This window comes from Pseudomonas sp. IPO3747 (genome assembly GCF_013385245.1).
In the GTDB taxonomy this organism is placed as follows: Bacteria; Pseudomonadota; Gammaproteobacteria; order Pseudomonadales; family Pseudomonadaceae; genus Aquipseudomonas; species Aquipseudomonas edaphica.
Genome location: NZ_JACAQL010000011.1, coordinates 20,930 through 35,239, shown reverse-complemented (window position 1 = coordinate 35,239; position 14,310 = coordinate 20,930). Strand labels below are relative to the sequence as shown.

The 14,310-nt window shown below is 61.7% G+C and carries 12 protein-coding genes; all 12 read right to left on the bottom strand.

Features of this window, described 5'->3' with window-relative positions; genetic code table 11:
• Positions 1-132: 132 nt before the first annotated feature.
• The 12 genes from HX790_RS17730 to leuC all read right to left on the bottom strand — a co-directional run bounded on the left by HX790_RS17730 (position 133) and on the right by leuC (position 14,266).
• Positions 133-807 carry an SPOR domain-containing protein gene (locus HX790_RS17730; RefSeq protein WP_138453023.1) on the bottom strand — a complete coding sequence of 225 codons (675 nt, stop codon included), beginning with the start codon at positions 805-807 and terminating at the stop codon, positions 133-135.
• The gene (gene folC / locus HX790_RS17725; RefSeq protein WP_099548305.1) at positions 791-2,098 is read right to left on the bottom strand and encodes a bifunctional tetrahydrofolate synthase/dihydrofolate synthase; all 1,308 of its coding nucleotides are present in this window, start codon (positions 2,096-2,098) and stop codon (positions 791-793) included. The genes HX790_RS17730 and folC overlap by 17 nt, the downstream gene beginning before the upstream one ends.
• On the bottom strand, positions 2,095-3,015 hold the full coding sequence (accD, locus tag HX790_RS17720) for an acetyl-CoA carboxylase, carboxyltransferase subunit beta (protein ID WP_003234319.1): 921 nt from the start codon (positions 3,013-3,015) through the stop codon (positions 2,095-2,097). Before accD ends, folC begins: the two co-directional genes overlap by 4 nt.
• Before the next feature lie 245 nt (positions 3,016-3,260).
• Positions 3,261-3,893 (bottom strand): phosphoribosylanthranilate isomerase, encoded by a 633-nt coding sequence (locus HX790_RS17715; RefSeq protein ID WP_017138743.1) that lies wholly within the window; start codon positions 3,891-3,893, stop codon positions 3,261-3,263.
• Positions 3,894-3,957: 64 nt separating this feature from the next.
• On the bottom strand, positions 3,958-4,782 hold the full coding sequence (gene truA / locus HX790_RS17710) for a tRNA pseudouridine(38-40) synthase TruA (protein ID WP_026013815.1): 825 nt from the start codon (positions 4,780-4,782) through the stop codon (positions 3,958-3,960).
• A 225-nt stretch (positions 4,783-5,007) separates the two neighbouring features.
• A complete protein-coding gene (locus HX790_RS17705) occupies positions 5,008-7,575 on the bottom strand; it encodes a FimV family protein (RefSeq protein ID WP_176991851.1) in 2,568 nt (855 codons plus the stop codon).
• A gap of 161 nt (positions 7,576-7,736) precedes the next feature.
• On the bottom strand, positions 7,737-8,747 hold the full coding sequence (locus tag HX790_RS17700) for an aspartate-semialdehyde dehydrogenase (RefSeq protein ID WP_176991850.1): 1,011 nt from the start codon (positions 8,745-8,747) through the stop codon (positions 7,737-7,739).
• A 239-nt stretch (positions 8,748-8,986) separates the two neighbouring features.
• On the bottom strand, positions 8,987-10,099 hold the full coding sequence (gene asd / locus HX790_RS17695; protein WP_017138739.1) for an aspartate-semialdehyde dehydrogenase: 1,113 nt from the start codon (positions 10,097-10,099) through the stop codon (positions 8,987-8,989).
• 64 nt (positions 10,100-10,163) lie between these two features.
• Complete coding sequence (gene leuB, locus HX790_RS17690) at positions 10,164-11,246, bottom strand: 3-isopropylmalate dehydrogenase (protein WP_021491199.1); 1,083 nt, start codon at positions 11,244-11,246, stop codon at positions 10,164-10,166.
• 53 nt (positions 11,247-11,299) lie between these two features.
• Positions 11,300-12,064, bottom strand: coding sequence for a class I SAM-dependent methyltransferase (locus HX790_RS17685; protein ID WP_176991849.1), 765 nt, complete (start codon positions 12,062-12,064; stop codon positions 11,300-11,302).
• 128 nt (positions 12,065-12,192) lie between these two features.
• Entirely contained in the window at positions 12,193-12,837 is a 645-nt protein-coding gene (gene leuD, locus HX790_RS17680) for a 3-isopropylmalate dehydratase small subunit (protein WP_003234333.1), read from the bottom strand.
• Between the two features lie 10 nt (positions 12,838-12,847).
• On the bottom strand, positions 12,848-14,266 hold the full coding sequence (gene leuC, locus HX790_RS17675) for a 3-isopropylmalate dehydratase large subunit (protein WP_099548310.1): 1,419 nt from the start codon (positions 14,264-14,266) through the stop codon (positions 12,848-12,850).
• Between the last annotated feature and the right edge of the window lie 44 nt (positions 14,267-14,310).

Genomic DNA, 14,310 nt, shown 5'->3' with positions numbered 1-14,310 from the left:
ATCGGTAAGCTGTGATTGTGGGTGCTTTGCAAATCAATGGGTTGAGCAATCTCAAGACCACCCAAAAACAATGTGGGAGCTGGCTCCCACAAAAGCCAGCTCCCACATTTGCCCTGCATTCCAACCCTTTACTCAGCCGCGCTCAGGCTGGAACCGCACCACAAACCCATTCAGGTTCTGCTGTCGCCCCAGCAGGTCACGCAGGCGATCCGCTTCGGCGCGCTCGATCAGCGGCCCGATAAATACGCGATTTTTGCCGTCGGCACTGCGGATATAGGCGTTATACCCCTGGGCACGCAACTTTTTCTGCAAGGCATCGGCGCTTTCACGGTTGGCCAGGCTGGCGAGCTGGATCGACCAACTGATCGGCAGACCATTCGGGTCGATACGGCTTTGACCGACATCCGGCTTGCCCGGCGCGGCTGGTTGTGGCGCTACAGGCTTGGGCGCAGGGGCTGGCGCAGCAGGTTTGGCAGCCACCACCGGGGCCGCTGGAGCGGGCGCCGGCTTGACCACCGGCACACTCTGTTGCACCGGCACTGCTGGCGCCGCTGGAGTCGTTTGCGCAGCCACCTCATCATCGCTCGGCACCGGTTCTTCAGGCAGCGTCTGCGGCTCAGGCACCACCACCGGCTCCACCTGAACTTGCGGCATCGCTGGCGCCTGTGGCGCTGCCGGTGCCTCGACCACGACCTGGCGCTGTTCGTCCTGGCGCGAAAACAGCATCGGCAGGAAAATCACCGCCAACGCCACCAATACCAGGGCTCCGACCATTCGCTGCTTGTATGCGCTATCCAGTAATGCCATGTGCAGCTTCCTCCGTGGAGCGCCGGGCCAACCACTCAAGCGCCTCGGCAACACAATAAAATGATCCGAACAACAGAATCTCGTCCTCGGCCGTCGCCACTGCACATTGCGCCTCAAGCGCTGCAGTGACGCTTGCATACGACGCCGCCGACGCACCAAGGTTCTGCAATGCCACTTGCAGTTCGGCAGCCGGGCGACTGCGCGGCGTGTCCAGCGGCGCTACCGCCCAAGCCTGGACATTGCCGAGTAACGGCGCAACCACACCGTCCAGATCCTTGTCAGCCAACAGCCCGAACACCGCCAGGCGACGACCGGCAGGTGGCGTGCGTGACAGACGTTGCGCCAGGTACTCGGCGGCGTGCGGGTTGTGCCCCACATCCAGCAGCAGGTTCAAACGCTTGCCTTCCCACTCGAATGTGCGGCGATCCAGGCGCCCCACCACACGAGTAGCCAGCAACGTGGCAGCAATCTGCTCGGGATTCCACGGCAGATCCATCAACAGGTACGCTTGCAGCGCCAGCGCGGCGTTTTCCATCGGCAGGTTCAGCAGCGGCAAATCCCGCAGCTCTACCACCTGGGCACGCGCATCACACCCGCGCCACTGCCAATGCTGGTCGCCAACTTCGAGATTGAATTCGCGGCCGCGCAGGTAAAATGGGCAATCCAGCTCGCGCACCTTGTCCAGCAAAGGCTGCGGCGGGTTCAGGTCACCACACAGCGCCGGCTTGCCTTGGCGGAAGATCCCGGCCTTTTCATAAGACACCGACTCGCGAGTGTTGCCCAGATAGTCCGCATGGTCGACACCAATGCTGGTTACCAGCGCGATATCGGCGTCCACCACGTTAACGGTATCCAGACGCCCGCCAAGCCCGACTTCCAGCACGACCACATCCAACTGCGCACGCTCGAACAGCCAGAAAGCCGCCAAGGTGCCCATTTCAAAGTAAGTCAGGGAAATTTCGCCACGGCCGGCATCCAGTGCGGCGAAGGCTTCGCAAAGCTGCGCGTCAGTGGCTTCGATGCCATTGAGCTGCACCCGCTCGTTATAACGCAGCAGGTGCGGAGAATTGTAGACGCCTACTTTAAGCCCTTGGGCTTGCAGCAGCGCCGCGACAAAGGCACAGGTAGAGCCTTTGCCGTTGGTGCCGGTCACCGTGATTACACGCGGCGCCGGGCGGCCCAACCCGAGGCGGGCCGCTACCTGTTGCGAGCGCTCCAGGCCCATGTCGATGGCTGACGGATGCAACTGCTCAAGGTAAGCGAGCCATTCGCCCAGGGTACGTTGGGTCATAGGTTTGCTGGCACCGGCGGAACAACGATAGGTTCGATTTTAGGTGCGACGTACACAGGCGTCGGCAAGCCCATCATTTGCGCCAGCAGGTTACCCAGGCGTGGGCGCAGTTCACCGCGCGGGATGATCAGGTCGATCGCACCATGCTCCAGCAGGAACTCGCTGCGCTGGAAGCCTTCCGGCAGCTTTTCACGTACGGTCTGCTCGATCACGCGCGGGCCGGCAAAGCCGATCAGTGCTTTGGGCTCACCGACGATCACGTCACCCAGCATCGCCAGGCTGGCGGAAACACCGCCGTAAACCGGGTCAGTCAGTACCGAGATGAACGGGATGCCTTCTTCACGCAGACGCGCCAGTACCGCAGAGGTCTTGGCCATTTGCATCAAGGAGATCAGCGCTTCCTGCATGCGCGCACCACCAGAGGCAGCGAAGCAGATCATCGGGCAACGATTTTCCAGCGCGTAGTTGGCGGCACGTACAAAACGCTCGCCGACGATGGCACCCATGGAACCGCCCATGAAGGAAAATTCGAACGCGGACACTACCACCGGCATACCCAGCAGCTTGCCGCTGACCGAAATCAGCGCGTCTTTTTCGCCGGTCTGCTTCTGCGCTGCGGTCAAGCGGTCCTTGTACTTCTTGCCGTCGCGGAACTTGAGACGGTCAACCGGCTCCAGGTCTGCGCCCAGCTCGTTACGGCCGTCGGCATCAAGGAAGATGTCGATGCGCGCACGGGCGCCGATACGCATGTGATGGTTGCACTTGGGGCAAACGTCCAGGGTCTTTTCCAGCTCCGGGCGGTACAGCACCGCGTCGCAGGATGGGCACTTGTGCCACAGACCTTCAGGAACCGAGCTTTTCTTCACCTCGGACCGCATGATCGAAGGGATCAGTTTGTCTACTAACCAGTTGCTCATGCTTTCTTTCTCCAGTACCGGTGGCTTGAACACAGCCCCGCGTATGCCCTTGAGCTAAATTCATATGTGGCGATGACACAGGCTGGACGGGGTCAGACGTTCGACCGGCCATTTCCCGCCTGTATCCTCAGCCTTCCAGACAACCTGCCAACGCAGGGTTGCCACTTCATTTCCGGGCCTCCCGCAGGCGGCACCGGTGCTGTTCTACACAGTGGTAGTTATGGACGGCGGCAGACTGCCAGCCGTCACATCGCGCCACTGCTGTTGCGCACGGCCTGCATGAATGCGCGAATCTTGTGGTGATCCTTGATGCCCTTGCCCTGCTCCACTCCGCCGCTGACGTCCACCGCATAAGGCCGGACCTGCTCGATGGCCGCCGCGACATTCGCGGGATTGAGCCCACCTGCGAGGATGATCGGCTTGCTCAAGCCTTCGGGAATCAGCGTCCAGTCGAACGCCTCACCCGTGCCGCCGGGCACGCCTTCGACATAGGTATCCAGCAAAATGCCGCGAGCGCCAGTATAGGCGGCGCACGCAGCAGCAATGTCATCCCCGGCCTTGACGCGTAGCGCCTTGATGTACGGGCGCTGGTAGCTTTCGCATTCATCGGGGCTTTCGTCACCGTGAAATTGCAGCATATCCAACGGCACGGCATCCAGGGTTTCGTTGAGTTCGCAACGGCTGGCGTTGACGAACAGCCCCACGGTGGTCACGAATGGCGGCAGCGCAGCGATAATCGCCCGCGCCTGCAACACATTTACCGCGCGCGGGCTCTTGGCATAAAACACGAAACCGATGGCATCCGCCCCCGCTTCGACTGCCGCCAGCGCGTCTTCTATGCGGGTAATCCCGCAAATCTTGCTGCGAACGGCTGGCATGTCGTGGAAACCTCAGGGGTTGGGCCGAGAAAGTCCCGGATGGTAACAAAAGCGCTTGCAGGCGTCAGCCGTCAAGTTCGCTGAAACCTGTGAGGAAATGTGGACCGATAAAGCGCTGCGGCAATTCAAACTCGTCGCGGTACTCCACATCCACCAGGTACAAGCCGAACGGGTGCGCCGTGACACCGCCGGTGCGGCGAACGCGGCTCTCCAGCACTTCCCGCGCCCACTCCACCGGGCGCTCGCCAGTGCCGATGGTCATCAGCACACCGGCAATATTGCGCACCATGTGGTGCAGGAAAGCACCGGCGCGGATATCCAGCACGATCATCTTGCCGTGACGGGTAACGCGCAGGTGATGGACTTCCTTGATCGGCGATTTAGCCTGGCATTGCCCCGCACGGAAGGCGCTGAAATCATGCACGCCGACCAGATGCTGGGCGGCCTCGGCCATACGTTCGGCATCCAGCGGGCGGTGGTTCCAGGTGATTTCTTGATTCAGGTGCGCCGGGCGGATCTGATCGTTGTAGATCACATAGCGGTAGCGCCGGGCAATGGCCTTGAAGCGCGCATGAAAATGCGCAGGCATGACCTTGGCCCAGGTCACGCTGACGTCATGGGGCAAATTGATATTAGCGCCCATCACCCAGGCTTTCAGCGTGCGCTCGGCCTGGGTGTCAAAGTGCACCACCTGGCCACAGGCATGCACACCGGCATCGGTACGCCCGGCACACATCAGCGAGACCGGCGAATCAGCCACCTTCGACAACGCGTTTTCGAGGGTTTCCTGCACAGTCAGCACACCTGAAGCCTGGCGCTGCCAGCCGCGATAGCGCGAACCTTTGTATTCCACGCCCAAGGCGATGCGGTTAAAGCCTGCGGCCGCCATTTCGGCAGCCGCGTTATCTATATTTGCCAAGAACTGAGAGCCCGATGAGTTGCGCGAAGGCGGGCATTATAAAGGCGCTGGAGCTATGCGGGGCGCTTTTGTTGTGTGGGAGCTGGCTTGCCTGCGATACAGGCACCTCGGTCTACAGTTGAGACCCGGTTGACGCCATCGCAGGCAAGCCAGCTCCCACACAAACCAGCTCCCACAGGGGGTTTGTATCAATTGTTAGATTTTGCCGAGCATTTCCTTGGCTTCATCGCGCTGCTCTTCACTGCCCTCGGTCAGCACTTCATTGAGGATGTCCTTTGCGCCATCCGCATCGCCCATGTCGATGTAAGCCTGGGCCAAGTCCAGCTTGGTGGCGACCTCGTCGGTGCCGGAAAGGAAGTCAAACTCCGGCTCATCAGCGCCCAACGCCGCGTCTTCAGCGGTGAAGGAAGGCTCGATCGGCGGATGCTCGAGGCTCGAAGACAGGCGATCGAGTTCTGCGTTGACGTCATCGAGCTCCGAGGCGAATGCATCAGGCTTGGCAACGGCCGGGGCTTGCGGCTCGTCCGCCAGGGACAGGTCGAAGTCCTCCGGCAGGTCAAAATCGTCCAGCGCAGCCGGCTTGAGGGTCGGCGGCTCAACAGCCGGCACGTCCTTCATTTGATCTTCCAGGCCCGACAGGAAGTCGTCATCGGCCTGCGAAGACGGAGCCTCAAGCTGCAAGTCCAGGTCGAAGTCCGACAGGTCATCAGGGCTGGCCTTGGCTTCGGTCTGCTGTTGCAGCACCGACTCAAAGCTCGGCGCGTCTTTCGGGCTGACTACGGTGGGTGACGCCGCTTCCAGGTCATCCAGACTCAGGTCGAAATCGGTGTCGAACGCCTCAGGCTCCGGGGCAGGCGCGGCGGGCTTTTCTTCGAGCAAGTCCTTGACGTATTGAGCATCCAGGGCCGCCGCTGCCACCGCAGCACTGACGCCCGCAGCCAACACGGCCATGGCCGGGAAGCGGTTTTTGAGCTGCTCGACCTGGGCATGGTTTTCACCATTGGCCACCAGTTGACGCTCCTGGGTGACGAAACCGTCCTTGTCGCCTTGCAGGCCATAGACTTCCATCAACTTCAGGCGCAGGTCGCTGCGCTTGGGTTCGCGCTTGATCGCCTGCTCCAGCACATCGGCGGCCTGGTTCAGGTGGCCACGGTCGATATGGGATTGCGCTTGCGCCAGTGCATCACTGGAGTTTTCCGGGGCGACGGCGACGGCCAATGGCGCCAGCACGGAGGCGACCGATGGCACCACCACAGGCTCAGCAACCGCCGCCGGCGCAGGAGCAGCAGCCAATTTAACGTTCGGCGCTGCCACCTCAAGGCCTTCGAAGCTGTCCGCAGGCAGATCGTGATCCACATTTGGCGTAAATGCCGGTTCTTCGGCCAGCGCGCGTGCCATGCGCAGGTGCTTTTCCTCTTCGAGGCGCGCATTGCGATGGCGCGCCCACAGCAGCAGAAGCAACAACACCAGCAAGCCAGCCGCGCCACCGATTACACCAAGGACGATCGGATTGGTCAGCAGCTCGTTGAACTTGCCTTCGTTGGTGGCAGGCGTGTCCTGCGCCTTGATTGGCTCAGGCGCGGGTGCTGCGGCAACGGGCGCCGCCTCAGCGGGTGCAGGCGTTGGCGTAGCTTCAGTTGCCAATTGAGCCGGCATCGCCGCTGTCGCCTGCGCCGCCGGCTCAGGGTTACCGGCCTGCAACCTGGCGAGTTGATCGTTTTTCAGTTGAATCAGTTTTTGCAGCTTGTCCAGTTGGCTTTGCAGGTCGGCCGCACGGCTTTTGAGCTCTTCATTGTCGCGACGGGTGGTGTCCAGCTGCTCCTGGGTCATCGCCAGTTTATCGCTCACCGCTCGGCTATCACCGGCCTTGCCCTTTGCGCCTTTTTTGGCCGACTCCGCCGAGACCAGGCTCAAGTTGTCCTTGGCCGTGGTGCTCGACGGCGCATTGCCCGCCTGGGTGCGCTTGGTCGCGTCCAGCTGTTGCTTGCCCGCCACCGGGTTACTGGCTGCGCGACGACCTGCGCGCCAGGCAGCATTTTGCGCAGTCACTTCGGCAATCGCCTCGGGCTGCGGCAAGCTGGTGGCTTGCTGGCGGTCCGGCAGGCGCAGAACCTGGCCGGTTTTCAGGCGATTGATGTTGCCGTCGACAAAGGCATCAGGATTAAGCGCCTGGATGGCCAGCATGGTTTGCTGCACCGACGCACCGTTGCGATTCTTTTCGGCAATTTCCCACAAGGTGTCGTGAGAGGTCGTGGTGTGTTGAGCGGATTTGCTGGCGGTCTTCGCCGGGTTGGCGGCCGCAGTGCTGGCCGGTGCGCTCAAGCGCGGCGCGGGCGCGTTGGCGGTCGGCGCCGGCTGCTCGAACTTGGCAGGGTCGAGCAACACACTGTAGTCGCGCATCAAGCGGCCATTGGGCCACTGCACCTGCAGCAGGAAACGTACGTAGGAATCGGGCAGCGGCTTGCTGGAGGTGACGCGCACCACACTGCGGCCGCTGGGGTTGACCACCGGGGTAAACGTCAGGTCATTGAGAAACGCCTGGCGGTCAACGCCTGCATCGACAAACGCCTGGTCGGAGGCCAGGCTCGGGGTGATCTCAGCAGCCGTGAGGCCGCCCACGTCGAGCAATTCGATTTCCACCGACAACGGCTGGTTCAGCTTCGATTTGAGGGTCATCTCCCCAAGTTGCAGCGCCTGCGCCATACCGGAGGACAGCGCCGAGGCGGCCGCTATTGCTAACACCAGTTTGCGAACTTGAACCATAGCCTCATCCTTTGTCTGAACACTCCCCGGCCTGCGAGAAGGTTGGTAACCGCTGCCATAAGGCATGGCGAGCCGATAGGTTACCGACGCGCTTCTTTACCGCTTGGGGCCAAGCATAGCGCCTGGCTAGAATCAATCTACAAATTGCCGCCAAGTATCTTTTACACAAGGCCTTTTATCAACAACTGCGCCAGCTGTACGGCGTTGAGTGCCGCGCCCTTGCGTACGTTATCTGACGTCAGCCACAGATTTAGTTCCGCCGGGTCATCCACACCTGCACGCACACGGCCGACGTAGACCACATCCTGGCCGACCGCATCGCCCACAGCCGTGGGGTAATCGCCCTCTTCAACCAGTTCGATGCCAGGCGCCGCTTCCAATGCACGGTTCACCGCTGCCAGATCGACCGGCGCGCCCAATTGCAACGACACCGTCAGGCTATCGCCAAAAAACACCGGGGCTTGAACGCAGGTTGCAGAAATCTTCAGCAATGGAGTTTCCAGCACCGCGCGCAGTTCGTGTACGAGACGTTTCTCCAGGGCTGTATGACCTTTCGCATCTGGCGTGCCGACTTGTGCCAAAAGGTTGAAGGCCATTTGCCGATCAAAGAACTTGGGCTCCAGCGGGCGCACGTTCAACAGTTCGGCGGTCTGTCGCGCCAGCTCGCTGACGGCTTCACGGCCCTGGGCGGATACCGCCAGGTTGGCGGTGACGCTGACACGCTGGATCTCCAACAATTCACGCAACGGCGCCAGCACCACGGCCAGGTTGGTCGCCGATGGGCTTGGGCTGCTCAGTTGGAAGGGCTTTTTCAAACTGTCCAGTACATGGGCATTGGCTTCCGGCACCACCTGAGGCGCCTGTTCAGCAGGCAAGGCGCCAGACAAGTCGATCACCGCGCAACCGGCAGCGGTGGCGCGCGGGGCGAAGCTCAAGGTAACGGCCGGGCCGGCCGCAAAGAAGGCAAGCTGCGCTTTTTTGAAATCGAACTCATCGACTTCCTTGACCCGCACGTTCTTGCCGCGAAACGGCACGGAGGCGCCGGTCGAATTGCTGCCGGCCAGCAGATAGAGGGTGCCCACCGGAAAATCCAGTTCTTCGAGAATCTGCACCAGGGTTTCACCGACGGTGCCAGTGGCGCCGATCACGGCGATTTCAAAGGTCTGGGTCATGGAGGCTGCCTCGGGCATTGCGGGGGGAGCGGCACTTTACCGGGTGGCTCGGGGTGAGGCAATTAAGCTGGCCTTTGTGGTGAGGCTGATGGCCTCATCGCAGGCAAGCCAGCTCCCACCCTTGAATGTGTTTACAAAACAAAATGTGGGAGCTGGCTTGCCTGCGATGGCGGCCTCAAGGGCAACAAAAAACCCGCGCCTGTCACCAGTACGCGGGTTTCTCTTACGGCTTCAAGCGATCAACGCTCAAGCAAGATCCGCAGCATGCGACGCAGCGGCTCGGCAGCGCCCCACAGCAGTTGGTCGCCGACCGTGAACGCGCCGAGGAACTGGCTGCCCATGTTCAGCTTGCGCAGACGGCCCACCGGTACATTCAGGGTGCCGGTGACCTTGGTCGGGCTCAGCTCCTGCATGCTGATGTCGCGGTTGTTCGGCACCAGCTTGACCCACGGGTTGTGCTGGCTGATCAACCCTTCGATATCGGCGATCGGCACGTCTTTGTTCAGCTTGATGGTCAGCGCCTGGCTGTGGCAGCGCATGGCGCCGATGCGCACGCAGATGCCGTCGACCGGGATCGGGCTCTTGAAGCGACCCAAAATCTTGTTGGTCTCGGCCTGGGCCTTCCACTCTTCGCGGCTCTGGCCGTTTGGCAGTTCCTTGTCGATCCACGGGATCAGGCTGCCGGCCAATGGCACACCGAAGTTCTCGGTCGGGTAAGCGTCGCTGCGCATGGCTTCGGCCACGCGGCGGTCGATGTCGAGGATCGCGCTGGCAGGGTCGGCCAGTTGATCGGCGACAGCGGCGTGGGTCGCGCCCATCTGCTTGATCAGTTCACGCATGTTCTGCGCACCGGCGCCGGACGCCGCCTGATAAGTCATGGCGCTCATCCACTCAACCAGGCCGGCTTCGAACAAGCCGCCCAGGCCCATCAGCATCAGGCTGACGGTGCAATTGCCGCCGACGTAGTTCTTGGTGCCGGCATCCAGTTGCTGGTCGATGACCTTGCGGTTCACCGGGTCGAGGATGATCACCGCGTCGTCCTGCATGCGCAGGCTGGAGGCGGCGTCGATCCAGTAACCCTGCCAGCCGGCTTCGCGCAGCTTGGGGAAGACTTCGCTGGTGTAGTCGCCACCCTGGCAGGTCAGGATCACATCGAGGGTTTTCAGCTCTTCAATGCTGTAGGCGTCCTTGAGCGGGGCGATATCCTTGCCCACGGACGGCCCTTGGCCACCTACGTTCGAAGTGGTGAAAAACACCGGCTCAATAAGATCGAAATCCTGCTCTTCCAGCATCCGCTGCATGAGCACGGAACCGACCATACCGCGCCAACCGATCAGACCTACACGTTTCATCGCAACTACACCTTGTTAAAAAGTGGGCCGCCTTGCAGCAACAACTGCAAGCGGGCCGGAGAGATTACAGATTCCGCAGCGCGGCGACTACTGCGTCGCCCATTTCTTGCGTGCCGACTTTGGTGCAACCCTGTGACCAAATGTCACCGGTGCGCAAACCTTGATCCAGCACCAGGCTTACGGCCTTCTCGATGGCATCCGCCGCTTCGCTCAGGTTGAAGCTGTAACGCAGCATCATCGAGACCGACAAAATCGTCGCCAACGGGTTGGCAATGCCCTGGCCCGCGATGTCCGGCGCCGAACCGTGGCAAGGCTCGTACATGCCCTTGTTGTTGGTGTCCAGGGACGCCGACGGCAGCATGCCGATGGAGCCGGTGAGCATCGAGGCCTGGTCCGACAGGATGTCGCCAAACAGGTTATCGGTGACAATCACGTCAAACTGCTTGGGCGCACGCACCAGTTGCATGGCAGCGTTGTCGACGTACATGTGGCTCAGCTCGACGTCCGGGTAGTCCTTGGCGACTTCCTCGACGATTTCGCGCCACAGTTGGCTGGAGGCCAGTACGTTGGCTTTATCGACCGAGCAGACCTTTTTGCCGCGCACGCGGGCCATGTCGAAACCGACACGGGCGATACGGCGGATTTCACTCTCGCTGTACGGCAGCGTGTCGTAGGCCTGGCGTTCGCCATTCTCCAACTCGCGCACGCCGCGTGGCGAGCCAAAATAGATACCGCCGGTCAGTTCACGCACGATCAGGATATCCAGGCCCGCGACCACTTCCGGCTTGAGGCTCGACGCGTCAGCCAGTTGCGGGTAGAGGATGGCCGGGCGCAGGTTGCCGAACAGGCCCAGTTGCGCGCGGATTTTCAGCAGGCCGCGCTCAGGGCGGATGTCACGCTCGATCTTGTCCCATTTCGGGCCACCCACGGCGCCGAGCAGCACGGCATCGGCCGCACGGGCGCGGTCCAGGGTTTCGTCAGCCAGCGGCACGCCGTGCTTGTCGATGGCCGCGCCACCGATCACGTCGTGGCTCAGCTCAAAGCCCAGGCTGTACTTGCTGTTGGCGAGTTCCAGGACCTTGACCGCTTCGGCCATGATTTCCGGACCAATACCGTCGCCAGGGAGAATCAGAATCTGCTTGCTCATGCGTTCCTCATTTCATCAAGCGACCCGCCCGTGGGCAGGTCGGGAAAAATCAATCAGCGTTCAGCGAAAACCACCAGCACGTCGGTGCTGAAGGTGCCGTCGGCTTGAATCTCGTAGTAATCGCGCACTTCCTGGCCCATTGCCTGTTGCAGCGCAAGGATCGCCGCGCGCAATACCTCTGGCGTGCGCATGCGCTCGACCCACGAGGTGTATTCCAGGCGCAGGCGTTGACGGCTGCTGGTGCGCACATGCAAGCCGGATTCGCTGAGCTGTTGCATCCATTCGGCGGCGCAATAATCGCGCACGTGGCTGGTGTCACGCAGCACTTCGACGGTTTGCAGGTAAGTGTCCAACAGTGGGCTGCCCGGTGACAAGACGTCGACGAAGGCTGCCACGCCACCGGGCTTGAGCACCCGGCGCACTTCGCGCAGCGCCAGGCCCAGGTCGCTCCAGTGGTGGGCCGAGTAGCGGCTGAACACGAAGTCGAACTCGCCGTCGGCGAATGGCAGGCGCTCGGCGGCGCCGTGTACGGTGCGGATGTTGGCCAGGTTGCGGTCTTTGGCGGCGGCCGCAACCACGTCGAGCATCTGTTGGGACAGGTCGTAGGCCACCACTTCTTTAACCAGTGGCGCCACCTGGAAACTCACATGCCCGGCGCCGCAACCCAGATCCAGCAGCCGTGCAGCGCCCTGCCCGGCCAGTTCGGCCTGGAGCAGCGCGAATTCGGTGCCTTGGGCGTGCACGGCACTGCTCAGGTAGGCGGAGGCTTGCTCGCCGAATTGTTTTTGCACGACTTGGGTGTGGGCGGTGGTGGTCATGGTGGCTTTCCTTGGGTGTTGGGGTGGTTGTACGGGCGCTATCGCAGGCAAGCCAGCTCCCACAGTGGAATGCATTCCAGGGTGGGAGTCGGGCTTGCCCGCGATGGGGCCCGCACGGTTACCGCCAATCAGGCATCGCGAAACAACCAGGGCTGGCTCGCCCGGTGTTTGGCTTCAAACGCGGCAATCGCATCGCCGTCCTGCAAGGTCAGGCCGATATCGTCCAGGCCATTGATCAGGCAATGCTTGCGGAACGCATCCACCTCGAAGTGATACACCTTGCCGTCCGGGCGCGTCACGGTCTGCGCGGCCAGGTCAACGGTCAGTTGGTAGCCCACATCAGCCTCCACCTGCTTGAACAACTCATCCACTTCGGCATCGCTCAAGATGATCGGCAGCAAGCCGTTCTTGAAGCTGTTGTTGAAGAAGATGTCGGCGTAGCTCGGCGCGATGATGCTGCGAAAGCCATATTCTTCCAGGGCCCACGGCGCGTGCTCACGGCTGGAGCCGCAGCCGAAGTTTTCCCGCGCCAGCAATACACTGGCGCCCTGATAGCGTTCGGCGTTGAGCACGAAATCCTTGTTCAACGGGCGCTTGGAGTTGTCCTGGTAGGCGTAGCCCACGTCCAGGTAGCGCCACTCGTCGAACAGGTTAGGGCCGAAACCGGTGCGCTTGATCGACTTCAAGAACTGCTTGGGGATGATCTGGTCGGTGTCGACGTTGGCGCGATCCAAAGGGGCGACAAGGCCGGTGTGTTGGGTAAAAGCTCTCATCGGGTATTCCTCAGATCAATTCGCGAACGTCGATGAAACGACCGTTGACGGCAGCCGCAGCGGCCATGGCCGGGCTGACCAGGTGAGTACGCCCGCCGGCGCCCTGACGCCCTTCAAAGTTACGGTTGGAGGTCGACGCGCAATGCTCGCCCGATTCCAAACGGTCCGGGTTCATCGCCAGGCACATCGAGCAGCCCGGCTCACGCCATTCAAAACCGGCTTCGAGGAAGATCTTGTCCAGGCCTTCGGCTTCGGCTTGGGCTTTGACAAGGCCCGAACCCGGCACCACGATGGCTTGCTTGATGGTCGAAGCCACTTTGCGGCCCTTGGCGATCACCGCCGCAGCGCGCAGGTCTTCGATCCGCGAGTTGGTGCAGGAGCCGATAAACACGCGATCCAACTGAATGTCGGTAATCGCCTGGTTGGCTTGCAAGCCCATGTATTTCAGGGCGCGCTCGATGGAACCGCGCTTGACCAAGTCGGTTTCTTTAGCCGGGTCCGGCACGTTCTGGTCAACCGCCAGGACCATTTCCGGCGAGGTGCCCCAGCTCACTTGCGGCTTGATCTGGGCCGCGTCGAGCTCGACCACGGTGTCGAACACCGCGTCGGTGTCGGAGACCAGGTCTTTCCAGGCCTCAACGGCGGCGTCCCAATCGGCGCCCGCCGGTGCGAATGGGCGACCTTTGACGTATTCAACGGTTTTTTCGTCCGCCGCCACCATGCCCACGCGGGCACCGGCTTCGATGGACATGTTGCAGATGGTCATGCGGCCTTCGATGGACAGGTCGCGAATCGCGCTGCCGGCGAATTCGATGGCGTGGCCGTTACCGCCGGCGGTGCCAATCTTGCCGATCACGGCCAGCACGATGTCTTTGGCGGTCACGCCGAACGGCAATTTGCCTTCGACTTTCACCAACATATTTTTCATCTTCTTGGCGACCAGGCACTGGGTGGCGAACACATGTTCCACCTCGGAGGTGCCGATGCCGTGCGCCAGGGCGCCGAACGCGCCGTGGGTGGACGTGTGGGAGTCGCCGCAGACCACGGTCATGCCCGGCAAGGTGGCGCCCTGCTCCGGGCCGATCACGTGGACGATGCCTTGACGCACATCATTCATCTTGAATTCGGTGATGCCATATTCGTCGCAGTAGTCGTCGAGGGTCTGCACCTGAAGGCGCGACACGGTGTCGACGATGGCGTCGATCCCGCCCTTGCGTTCCGGGGTGGTCGGCACGTTGTGGTCCGGGGTGGCGATGATCGAGTCGACGCGCCAAGGCTTGCGCCCGGCCAGTCGCAGGCCTTCGAACGCTTGGGGCGAGGTCACTTCATGGATGATGTGACGGTCGATATAGATCAGCGACGAGCCATCGTCGCGCCGTTTCACTTCATGGGAATCCCAAAGCTTGTCGTAAAGCGTTTTGCCGGCCATCAGTCGGTCCTCATCACAGGTGCATCTATACGCCGGGCTTTTCA

What these genes read in the sequence shown, in the direction of transcription:
- HX790_RS17705 (WP_176991851.1), bottom strand. Translation starts at nt 7,575, where the DNA reads ATGGTTCAAGTTCGCAAACTGGTGTTAGCAATAGCGGCCGCCTCGGCG.
- HX790_RS17685 (WP_176991849.1), bottom strand. Translation starts at nt 12,064, where the DNA reads ATGACCACCACCGCCCACACCCAAGTCGTGCAAAAACAATTCGGCGAG.
- HX790_RS17715 (WP_017138743.1), bottom strand. Translation starts at nt 3,893, where the DNA reads ATGCCAGCCGTTCGCAGCAAGATTTGCGGGATTACCCGCATAGAAGAC.
- leuB (WP_021491199.1), bottom strand. Translation starts at nt 11,246, where the DNA reads ATGAGCAAGCAGATTCTGATTCTCCCTGGCGACGGTATTGGTCCGGAA.
- leuC (WP_099548310.1), bottom strand. Translation starts at nt 14,266, where the DNA reads ATGGCCGGCAAAACGCTTTACGACAAGCTTTGGGATTCCCATGAAGTG.
- accD (WP_003234319.1), bottom strand. Translation starts at nt 3,015, where the DNA reads ATGAGCAACTGGTTAGTAGACAAACTGATCCCTTCGATCATGCGGTCC.
- asd (WP_017138739.1), bottom strand. Translation starts at nt 10,099, where the DNA reads ATGAAACGTGTAGGTCTGATCGGTTGGCGCGGTATGGTCGGTTCCGTG.
- folC (WP_099548305.1), bottom strand. Translation starts at nt 2,098, where the DNA reads ATGACCCAACGTACCCTGGGCGAATGGCTCGCTTACCTTGAGCAGTTG.
- truA (WP_026013815.1), bottom strand. Translation starts at nt 4,782, where the DNA reads ATGGCGGCCGCAGGCTTTAACCGCATCGCCTTGGGCGTGGAATACAAA.
- HX790_RS17730 (WP_138453023.1), bottom strand. Translation starts at nt 807, where the DNA reads ATGGCATTACTGGATAGCGCATACAAGCAGCGAATGGTCGGAGCCCTG.
- HX790_RS17700 (WP_176991850.1), bottom strand. Translation starts at nt 8,747, where the DNA reads ATGACCCAGACCTTTGAAATCGCCGTGATCGGCGCCACTGGCACCGTC.
- leuD (WP_003234333.1), bottom strand. Translation starts at nt 12,837, where the DNA reads ATGAGAGCTTTTACCCAACACACCGGCCTTGTCGCCCCTTTGGATCGC.